Origin of the sequence: Candidatus Accumulibacter cognatus, from assembly GCF_000584975.1 — a bacterium.
Taxonomy (GTDB): domain Bacteria; phylum Pseudomonadota; class Gammaproteobacteria; order Burkholderiales; family Rhodocyclaceae; genus Accumulibacter; species Accumulibacter cognatus.
Genome location: NZ_JDST02000139.1, coordinates 1 through 9,632 on the forward strand (window position 1 = coordinate 1; position 9,632 = coordinate 9,632).

General features: G+C 61.3%; 11 protein-coding genes and 1 pseudogene. 7 read left to right on the forward strand and 5 right to left on the reverse strand.

Features of this window, described 5'->3' with window-relative positions:
• Positions 1–510: 510 nt before the first annotated feature.
• Entirely contained in the window at positions 511–804 is a 294-nt protein-coding gene (locus AW06_RS21365; protein ID WP_138679019.1) for a transposase, read from the reverse strand.
• A 279-nt stretch (positions 805–1,083) separates the two neighbouring features.
• Here AW06_RS21365 and AW06_RS21370 point away from each other — a divergent pair, with 279 nt between their 5' ends.
• The 6 genes from AW06_RS21370 (at position 1,084) to AW06_RS19315 (ending at position 6,683) form a co-directional block, all read left to right on the forward strand.
• A complete protein-coding gene (locus AW06_RS21370) occupies positions 1,084–1,248 on the forward strand; it encodes a hypothetical protein (RefSeq protein ID WP_171047448.1) in 165 nt (54 codons plus the stop codon).
• A 764-nt stretch (positions 1,249–2,012) separates the two neighbouring features.
• Complete coding sequence (locus AW06_RS19295; protein WP_034953729.1) at positions 2,013–4,139, forward strand: ATP-binding protein; 2,127 nt, start codon at positions 2,013–2,015, stop codon at positions 4,137–4,139.
• A complete protein-coding gene (locus tag AW06_RS19300) occupies positions 4,136–4,510 on the forward strand; it encodes a response regulator (RefSeq protein WP_034953731.1) in 375 nt (124 codons plus the stop codon). Before AW06_RS19295 ends, AW06_RS19300 begins: the two co-directional genes overlap by 4 nt.
• A complete protein-coding gene (locus tag AW06_RS19305; RefSeq protein ID WP_034953734.1) occupies positions 4,503–4,949 on the forward strand; it encodes a chemotaxis protein CheX in 447 nt (148 codons plus the stop codon). The genes AW06_RS19300 and AW06_RS19305 overlap by 8 nt, the downstream gene beginning before the upstream one ends.
• A gap of 328 nt (positions 4,950–5,277) precedes the next feature.
• A complete protein-coding gene (locus AW06_RS19310; protein ID WP_034953736.1) occupies positions 5,278–6,384 on the forward strand; it encodes a WG repeat-containing protein in 1,107 nt (368 codons plus the stop codon).
• Between the two features lie 23 nt (positions 6,385–6,407).
• On the forward strand, positions 6,408–6,683 hold the full coding sequence (locus tag AW06_RS19315) for a hypothetical protein (protein WP_034953739.1): 276 nt from the start codon (positions 6,408–6,410) through the stop codon (positions 6,681–6,683).
• Between the two features lie 101 nt (positions 6,684–6,784).
• On the opposite strand, the gene AW06_RS21510 is transcribed toward AW06_RS19315, so the two are convergent.
• The 4 genes from AW06_RS21510 to AW06_RS19325 form a co-directional block, all read right to left on the reverse strand.
• The gene (locus tag AW06_RS21510) at positions 6,785–7,420 is read right to left on the reverse strand and encodes an integrase core domain-containing protein (RefSeq protein WP_337958808.1); all 636 of its coding nucleotides are present in this window, start codon (positions 7,418–7,420) and stop codon (positions 6,785–6,787) included.
• Positions 7,332–7,619 (reverse strand): transposase family protein, encoded by a 288-nt coding sequence (locus tag AW06_RS21515; protein WP_337958809.1) that lies wholly within the window; start codon positions 7,617–7,619, stop codon positions 7,332–7,334. The genes AW06_RS21510 and AW06_RS21515 overlap by 89 nt, the downstream gene beginning before the upstream one ends.
• Before the next feature lie 281 nt (positions 7,620–7,900).
• A complete protein-coding gene (locus AW06_RS21520) occupies positions 7,901–8,113 on the reverse strand; it encodes a hypothetical protein (RefSeq protein ID WP_337958810.1) in 213 nt (70 codons plus the stop codon).
• Positions 8,114–8,500: 387 nt separating this feature from the next.
• A complete protein-coding gene (locus AW06_RS19325; protein ID WP_034953742.1) occupies positions 8,501–8,833 on the reverse strand; it encodes a hypothetical protein in 333 nt (110 codons plus the stop codon).
• Between the two features lie 212 nt (positions 8,834–9,045).
• On the opposite strand from AW06_RS19325, the pseudogene AW06_RS19330 reads away from it, so the two are divergent.
• Positions 9,046–9,632, forward strand: a pseudogene (locus AW06_RS19330) (IS21 family transposase); the annotation flags it as partial.

Here is a 9,632-nt window from a genome sequence, read left to right on the forward strand (position 1 = left end):
TTATTTTTGCTTAACGCCTTACCGGAGCGCGCCGGGCAATGAGCCGGACCCAGAACCACAGCTCGAACGCCGCGCCGGTGATTAGAGCGGCGCTACTCAAGCCCAAGAAACCCAGTGCGTAAAGCGTTAGCGCGACCAACAGGATTGAGACGGTGATGAGGTGATGTTTCATTCCGTACTCCTCAAGTGGCTTAACAAATTGCGTTTGTCTGTCGCACCGAAAAATTTCGGTTCAAGCCCTGGCACATCCGCGGCGGATAAACGTTGTTGGACTGTACCGCTACAATCGCAGTATCGATGGAGATTGTAAGGCAGGCCCGGCGAAAGTCAATCGTTTGGCATGAAGTCGGTCAACGGATTGACGCTTACAGATGAGCAGAATGGCTGGAGGAAGGACGACTAGCCAAGGCGGCAGGAGTGAACGCGGGGTTCTTGGGAGCACTTGCCCGCCAGGCATGCGAACGGCACCGCCGTCCGATTGCTCCGGAAGAAAGGAATACCAATCGATCATCAAGGAGGCTCAGAGGTTTGGATGGTCACATGGTGGCAGGAGGGGCGTGTCCACTGACCGATCCCGCCATGTGGGCAGCGCGCATGCTCGATGCACCCCGGCGGCATGGACGCGGCGACGGACTCGATCACCGCGTGCTCCGGCGGCGGCACGACGAGTACCGTGCGGGCGGATGCCAGAGTCTCTTTCTGGTGCGCCAGCGAGAGCAGGCCGTAGTGACGGATGCGCTTGAAACCGGCAGGCAGGGCATGTTGCAGAAAACGGTCGACAAGCTTGCAAGACTTGATAATCAATTGGCCGGCTTCCTAACCTGGGAATTACAGTCGGTTTGGAAAATCACAGACTGACCACCACAGTAGGGGACATTTGTCCGATGCAAGCGCGTGGTATACGGAATCTGATGTGCAAGCGCAACCAGTTGGTGGGGCAGAGATCAAGGCAGATGTTGAGCATCGAGAATGTACTGAGTACTGAGTTGCGACACGTGAGGGCGCACGAGCGCCAACGAGATCAAGCGCTGGCAGGAAACGGACGTTGAACAACTGGCTCTGGGAGAAAGAAGCCGTTTGGCCTTGAAGAGCAACTTGGCGGAAATGCACTGCCTGAACGAACAGATCGAAAGGCTGGAATCCGAGATCCTGAAAATGGCGAAGCTACGCCCGGAGGTCGAACGATGCCTGCCGACCGGGGGAGGGACGGCCTCCGAGCGTTCCCTTTCTGTCGAGACGGTCACCTGAACCGGAGGAGAAGAGGGCCGACTCCTTGGCGAGCATCACGAAAAGAAGCCGCCTACTCCAGGGCAAGCGAGCGATGACGGATAAAGAGCTCAAGCGTGCCCAGCGGACTCGCGACCGAAGAGCGGGAGTCGTCGATATTCGCAATGAGACGGACGCACCCCTCAAATCGCTGTTGAACCTCCTGGGTCATTGCCGGGATAGGTTACTCGAAGCGTGCGGATGCACCTGAATCTTGAGGCTGTCTTCGATAGGCGCTGTCACGGGCGCTTTGTCGTCTCGCATGAAACTCGGCGATGGTTGGTATGAGGTCATTTTGGGGACACGGATCTTCACCGGGAGCTGCGCCCCGAGCCTGTCGACGAGATCGGTACAGGACAGCAACCCGGCGTAGGGCAAGTGCCGTCGTCGCTCCTTGATGAGAGAGAGTCGTGCGACGCAGACGAGTGCCATGTGGTTGTGCCCGGCACGCCACTTGCGCACCTGGTAGTCGGCTCATCCCGCCGCACCCTTTCGCATTCTCAATTCGACGCCAGTTCCAGTTGGACATGTCTTCCTGCACGACGGGACGTGAATCTATGACTCTCCATTAAATCATTCGTTGACAGGCATTTCTGAGGCCCCGTATGCTTGGTGGCCTGAATAGGTAATCATGGTTACCGGACACGGATTGCGAAGCGGGACCGAGGGTTTGGAACGCCGAATGCCTGGGTGCTTACACATGTGGCGTGCTGGCGGTAGACACGTACGGTACAGGGGGGAGAAGCATGTTCAAGCTGGAACTGGGAAAGTACCGTAGTATCGTTCTGTCGATCGCGCTGTTCCTGATCTTCGATCTGGCTGTCTTGGTGCTCAATTTCGTGATCTCGAGCCAGATCAGCGGTGACGCACTACTGGTCAACCTTGCCGGGCGCCAGCGCATGCTGTCGCAGCGGATTGCCAAGACTGCCCTGCAAGTGGAGCGTCGGATGGTCGAGGTAAAGCCGTTCGTCAACGAACTCGCCGAATTGCGACAGGCTTCTGCCGTCTTTAATCGAACGCTAATTGCTTTCTCCCAGGGCGGTACCACTCTCAGCGGTGCTGGTGATGAAGTCACGCTGGCCAGGATTGATGACGATCAGGTGCAAGCGATCCTGGTCCAGGCCAGCGCAAGCTGGAGCCCCTTGGTGGCATCGATCGGCTCGCTCTCTGATGAAAACCTGAGTCTTGAGCAGGCAGAGAAACTCGCGCGCTTGGCGGAAACTACCAACTTGCAGCTACTCAAGTTAATGAACGATCTGACCAACCGTGTCGAACAGGCCGCAGCCTCCAAGGCCACCACGCTGCGCATGGTCCAGGTCACCGGGATCTCGCTGGCAACCATCAACTTCGCCGTTATCCTCTTCCACTTCATCGGTCACCTGCGCCGTACTGACCGGGAACTGGAACGTGCGCGCAAGGAGACCGACGATATCCTGCGCACGACTCAGGAGGGACTCTTCCTGCTCGACCCCGAGTACAACGTCGGTTCACAGCGTTCGCTGGCGCTCAGCGGCATTCTAGGCATGGCCGTGCCGAGCGGGGGCAATTTCCTCGAGCTTTTGCGCACGGGCGTAGATTCGAAGACACTCGATACGGCTCGCGAATACCTTGACCTGCTGTTCAATCACGATGTCAAGGAGAAACTGGTCGCCAGCGTCAATCCGCTCAACTGTGTGCACTTGCTCGCTGGTCAGGGTTCGGGTGCTCCGGAAGCGCGCTACCTGCAGTTCTCCTTCAATCGTGTACGCGAAGGTGTCAAGGTGACCCACTTGCTGGTCACGGTCAACGACATCACCCGCCGCGTGCTGCTCGAGCAGGAACTCAAGGCGAGCGAGGATCGCGCACGCGGGCAGCTCGGCATGCTGGTCGAGATCATGGTGGTCGAACCGGCGGCGCTGCACCAGTTCCTCCGCACAGCGGTCGACGGGCTGCAGGCGATCAATGCGTTGCTGCGCGATCAAGCCGATCCACCAGGAAGCCGGAACAACCAGGTCAACGCCATTTTCCGCCAAGCCCACCGGATCAAGGGTGACGCGGCCGCGCTCGGAATGAACAGCCTGGCCGGCACCTTCGACCAGCTCGAAGATCTCCTGTCGGCATTGCGCGAGCGGACCTCGGTGTCTGGAGAGGACTTTCTGCCCGTCGTTGTACAGATACGGGGATTGTTCGAACAGATCGAAACGATCCAGAACGCGATCGTGCGGATCTCGCAGGTTCGCGGAATCACGACCATCGAAGACGCGCGTCCGCAACACGACCCGGTCGTCGGCAGGCTTCCTTTCGTCCAGCGCTGGTACGACTTTGCCGGGCAGATTGCCGCTCGCCACGGCAATAGGGCCGAGGTCAGCTACAGCGGAATCGACATCGGTACGCTGCCTCTGCCCCTGAGTGACACCATCCAGACGATCATCCATCAATTCCTTCGGAATGCCGTGGTGCACGGAATCGAACCCCCTGCTGAGCGCAAGGCGATCGGCAAGCCGGAATCCGGCAGAATCTCGATCTACATATCGCAGAGCGAAGACGGATCGATCGAACTGAGTTTCCGTGATGACGGCCGCGGCCTTTCGGTTGATCGAATCCGCAAAGCTGCCGTTGCCCAGGGCCGTTTGTCTGCCGAGGAGGCAGAGACCTGGGACTATCGCCGCATCGTCGGTCTGATTTTCGAGCCCGGAATGAGCTCGCAGGAGGTCGTAGATACTGACGCTGGACGTGGCGCCGGACTAGACGCCGTGCGGGATCTCGTCTCCCGTTTCGGCGGGCATATCCGCATCGGTTCGACGCCCAACGAGTACTGCCATTTTCGCATCCGCCTGACGCCTCATCCGGTTGGCAAATCACCACTGACTTCTGGGAGTGGGGGCACGCCATGAAGCGACTGCTGATTGTCGATGATTCGAACATCATTCGCAGTAAAATCGCTCGCTGCCTCGGCGAATACGGCCTGGAAATTGCTGGCCTGGCCGCCAACGGCCGCGATGCGCTGCTGCGTTTCCAGGCGACACCTTGCGATCTCGTGACGATGGACTTGACGATGCCGCAAATGGACGGGATCGAATGCATCCGTGCACTGCGTGCGCTCGATCCCAAGGTGCACATCCTCGTCGTTTCGGCGCTGGCCGACAAGGCAACGGCAATTCAGGCGCTGAAGGAGGGAGCACAAGGCTTTCTCTGCAAACCATTCAGCGAGTCGGAGTTGACCGAGGCGATCGGCGAGCTGTTATCGGACGACAGCAATGACTGAAGCGGAACTGCGCATTTTTATCGACATCGTCCAGCACTACTTCGAACAGCAGACTGGACGCCCAGCAGAAATGGGCACGCCGTTCCTCGGTGATCAGGGCACCCTGCCGGTCCTCGACTTTACCGGACTCATCGGCATCTCCGGCAATCGCCACGGCTGCGTCTATTTCACCGCCACGGCAGCACTATTGAGGCAGTTGCTCGTACATGGCGGAGAAACCGACGTCTCGTTGCGAAACCTCGCCGATCTCGCCGGAGAAATCGCCAACACGATTTCTGGCAACGCACGCCGGATGTTCGGTCACGAATTCATCATCTCGGTGCCGGACGTCATTACAGATCCCCATCAGCAAATCGCACTGCCAGCAAACGTCAAGGCCTACGTCATACCACTGAGCTGGCAGCAAGAGGAGGCAGCCCTGGTTGTTAGCGTCGTCTGACTGAGAGCTGGTGCCTTACCTTCCAGAATAACCCTTCAAATGGCAAGATGTATAAACCCATCCGATGCCATCCAAGGGGATCACTTCGGAACGCGCAGCAGGCAGTCCAGGCAGTTCAGGCGGTGCAGGCTGCCATTGACCAGGGTCTTCCCTTCGATTCTGAATGGGTGGTGGCGCCGTCGGATACGGGTTGCAACCATGAACCTTCACCGGCCAGGGTGGAACCCGGCAAGGGGCAGGCAAGAGTCACCAGGAAAAGGCAGGGAGCAGGCAGGGCGACAGGAAAGTAAAACGTCGGTATGATGATTGAAAGCCGGGAGGAGTGAACATGGATCGAGCGCATCTCTGGTTGGGCAGCGTGCTGACGATGGTTTCCCTGCTAGCACTGGCCGGCGGGAACGAACCGGCCCTCTTTCAGATTCGCCAGGGCGACCAGATCGGCCTTATCGACCGCAGCGGCAAAGTGATCGTCCCGCCGGAGTTCCGGGAGGCACCCACCATCGGCGACCCCCTGATCCGCGTCCGCAAGGGGACGCGCACCGCGTACTATGCCCACGACGGGACCCTCGTCATTCCGCCCCAGGAGGAACTGACAGAACCCTACACCGAAGGGCTTGCTCCGGCGCTCCTCAAGGACGAGGGCAGCAAGCGGCTTTGGGGCTATGTGGATGCTCGCGGCACGGTGGTCATTCCGCCGCGCTTTCAGGCAGCGGATGTCTTCTCCGGTGGACTGGCCCGAGTGGGCGTTGCCAATGAGTGGGGCGAACTCCGCTACGGCTACATCGACCGCAGCGGCAAACTGGTGGTCGCCGCCCGTTACGCCAAGGCCCTTTCTGCCAGGGACGGTATCGGGCGGGTGGAAACGGAGGGCGGTCTACGTGCGTTCGACACCCTGGGCCGGGACATCACACCGGAGGGCGTCGATTTCGTCGGCCAATCGGTCGAGGGCATGATTCGCATCTGGTCGGCCCGCAAGCAGGGATTCATGGACGCCACGGGAAAAGTAGTGGTGCCGCCGAACTTTGCCAACGCCAGTGATTTTCACGAAGGCATGGCCCGCGTGTGGAGTGACGGCAAGTTCGGGTTCATCGACCGCAGTGGCCGCCAGGTGATCGCTACCCGCTTCGACAGCGCCGAGGACTTTTCCGACGGTCTCGCCCTCGTTCGGGAGGGGGAGAAGCGCAAATTCATCGACAAGACCGGAAAAACCGTCCTGGAGGCGACCTGGGAGCGGGTTTCCGCGTTCGGCGAGGGATTGGCGGCGGCCAAGGACGGCAAGCTCTGGGGCTATGTGGACAAGAGCGGCAAGTGGCTCATCACCCCGCGCTATTCCTATGCACGGCCGTTCTGGAACGGCCTCGCCGCCGTCACCGACGGCGGCCGCAGCCTGTGGATTGAACGGCGCGGCACCATCGTCTGGCAGGCTCAACCTTGAACGACCCTTTTACGGAGGCTCCCTTGAAAACACGCCAACTGGTTGCCATCGCCCTGCTGGCCCCCTTCGCCGCCAGCACCTTTGCCAATGACGCCCTGCGCACCTTGCTGGAGGATTCGAAAGCCAGCGGCAAGGGCGTGAACCTCTACGTTAACGGACAAGCCATCCCCGCCGTGGTGGTGGCAGTCGATGATCGCTACGTGCTTGCCCGCAGCCAGTCTCAGGGAACGATCGTCATCCGCCTAGACCGTCTCGACGGCGCCTCCGGTTTCGCCAGCGCAGAGCGAAAGGCGCAATAGCGACCAAGGAATTGCGCGAGAGGCGGAGTCACCCATTAACAGGTCGGAACTTTCCTTGCCGAGCGGCGGATGGCGCAGCCCAAAATGTTGCAGTTCCATCATCAATCCTCCTGGCCGCCGTAGTCCTGTGCATGAACCCGCTCGACCAGATTCGGCCCAGCGTTCGGGCTCCTGACCGGAACCGCGACCACCGGATCAGGCTTGTGCCGCCGCCGATCGCGATTGGCGAGCGCATCGAGCGGCGTCGCCTGACCGATCGACTCACCGGCGTCGTTCTCCACCCCGACGACGGTCTCGGCATGCGGATCGACGAGTAGGCGAACGTTCTTGCCGGCAAGCTCGAAAGGCACCTCGAGGTGCCCGGCCTGATACGACACTGTGCCATCCTTGCGCACCAAACGGCGGACGCGGTGCAGAAACAGCGCATCGAGCTTTGCCATCTGCGGTCCCAGCGAACGGATCTTCGGCAGATCCTGCTGATAGCGGGCGAGCGACGTCTGGCCATCGAGGCCCTCATGCGGGCTGCGGTGATAGACCTGTTCCAGCCAAGCCCACAGGCGCGCGTTGAGATCGTCGAGACTCTGGATAGGGCGTTCCTCGACCTTGCTGAGGAACTGATCGCGGCAGGTCCGGTGCCAGCGTTCGAGCTTACCCTTGCTCTCGGGTGCGTAGGGCCGGCCATGGACCAGGACGATGCCCAGACGGGCGGCAGATCCCCTGCAGGGTCTGCGCGACATAGGCGGCGCCGTTATCGACGACCAGCTTGACCGGAACGCCCCGTTTGAGGAGCGCCTGCTTGAGCATGCCCTCGATGTCGAGTGCCGTCTCGCCGCGGCAGAAGGCGCCGTGAGCGACCAGCCGGGAGGCATCGTCGAACAGCGACACCAGATTGCTCTTCCCCAGGCGACGGCCGATCAGCACACGCGGGCCGTGCATCACGTCGCTGTACCCGATCTCGCCGGCGCAAGCAGCGACAAAACTGCGCCTTTCCTCGGGCAGGCTCGCCGAGCCGGGGATTTGCGACAGGCCCTGTTGCTGGAGCAGGCGGTGGATGCTCGAACGCGACAGGGTCCCCCGCGAGACGGTGCCGGCGACTTCGAGCAGGCGCTGGATCTGGCGGATCGAGCGGCGGGGGTGCTCGCGCTAGGCGGCGAGAATTGCCGTCTGGACGGTGGCGGAGAGTTTCGACTGGCCGCGATCGGCCCGCACCTTGGGGATCAGTCCGTCGAGGCCGCGGGCCCGGTAGCGGTAATCCCCCCCTCGATCGTCTTCTCACCCAGAGAGCGCCGGTCGGTACCAGGAATCACGTACTCGCGAGCAGCCAGCTCACGCCGGATCTTCTGCAACTCGCCCTGCGGCAGCTGTCGCTGGCTGATCAGCGGACCCTGGATAGAGAAGCGAAACAGCGCTTGCGGATCAATTTGGTTCATGGGGACTCCTCGAGTCACCGCATTCGGCCGGAGCGGCGCCCACTCGAGGCGACAGGGATTGCTGTTGCACCGACCAAGTGTCAATGGTGCTTGAAACCCGCGTAAACCTGGCTGCGATGCGCAAAGGGGTCTCCCCGTTGGGATTTGCTGAGGCAGGATTGAATCGGGGTTTTGAGGCGGCCTGGATAGCCGAGGTGCGGCTGAGGGCGTGTTTCCAGTCGCCCTTCGGGCTCCTTTCAACACGCCCTCAGCCGCACGGCCGCGGCCCCGGTAGTTCGGGAGCGGGTCGGCCATTGGGCGGTAGCGCAGGGATGACAGGCCTGTTCGGTTGCGGTAAAAAGATGCCGCCAAGAAGAACGGGCACGACACCGGCCCCAACCGCCAAGTTCACACCGATGCCGTGCCCACACCGTGCTGGGCGCGGGTGCAGGGGAAGTATTCCACGGCTTGCCATTCCCTGTTGATATCTCGTTGGCGTGACGGGAATCGCCGATGGAAGCTACGGGCCGACTGTTCTTCTGCAATCGCTGTCGGGCGCAGGTGATCGTCTGCAGCCGCTGCGATCGGGGTCAAATCTACTGTGCCGACGGCTGTGCCGAGGCCGCTCGCCGTGCGTCGTTGCGCGCCGCCGGTCGCCGTTATCAGAAGAGCCGGAAAGGCCGCTTCAAACATGCCGAGCGGAACCGCCGCTACCGGCTGCGCCAGCAGAAGATGACGCATCAGGGTTCTATGCCACCGGCACTGAATGATCTACTGGCGGCGAACTCGGTGCTGGGCCGGGAACCGGGAGTTGCTGCCGAATTGCCCGCCCCTTCCCCAACAGCGCACGGTCACTTTTGTGGCTGCCGCTGTTCGGCGCTGGTCCAACAAGGCTTCCTGCACAGCCGCCGGGTTCCATCTGTCGTCCCACCTGAGCGAAGAGGAGCCCCCCCTTGACCCTTTCCCCTGAACTGGAAGCGCAAATTCTGCGCTACGACCATGCCGAGCACTGGCGCATCGGCACCATGGCAAACCAACTGAAGGGGCATCACGGCACCGTCTCGCGCGTCATCACACAGGCCGGCTGACCACAGGTTGGCGTGCCCACGGCGCGCTTCGCGCATCGACCCCTACCTGCCCTTCATTCGCGAGACCCTGAAACAGTTTCCCAGCCTGACCGCGAGCCGGCGCTACGTCATGGTCAAGGGACGCGGCTACCGCGGGCAGCCTGATCATTTCCGGCATCTGGTCGCCTTGCACCGACCGCGGCCCAAGGACGAAGCCTACCTGCGGTTGCGTACGCTGCCCGGTGAACTAGGACAAATCGACTGGGCTCACTTTAGTCATCTCGACATCGGCCGCGCCCGCCGGCCGTGGATGGCTTTCGTGATGGGGCTGTCTTGGTCGCGACAGATCTTCCTGCGCTTCTTTCTCGATGCCCGCATGGAGAATTTCCTGCGCGGTCACACCGCCGCCTTCGCGGCCTGGGACGGCTTGCCGAGGGTTCTGCTCTATGACAACCTAAGCCGGCGAAGCCGGA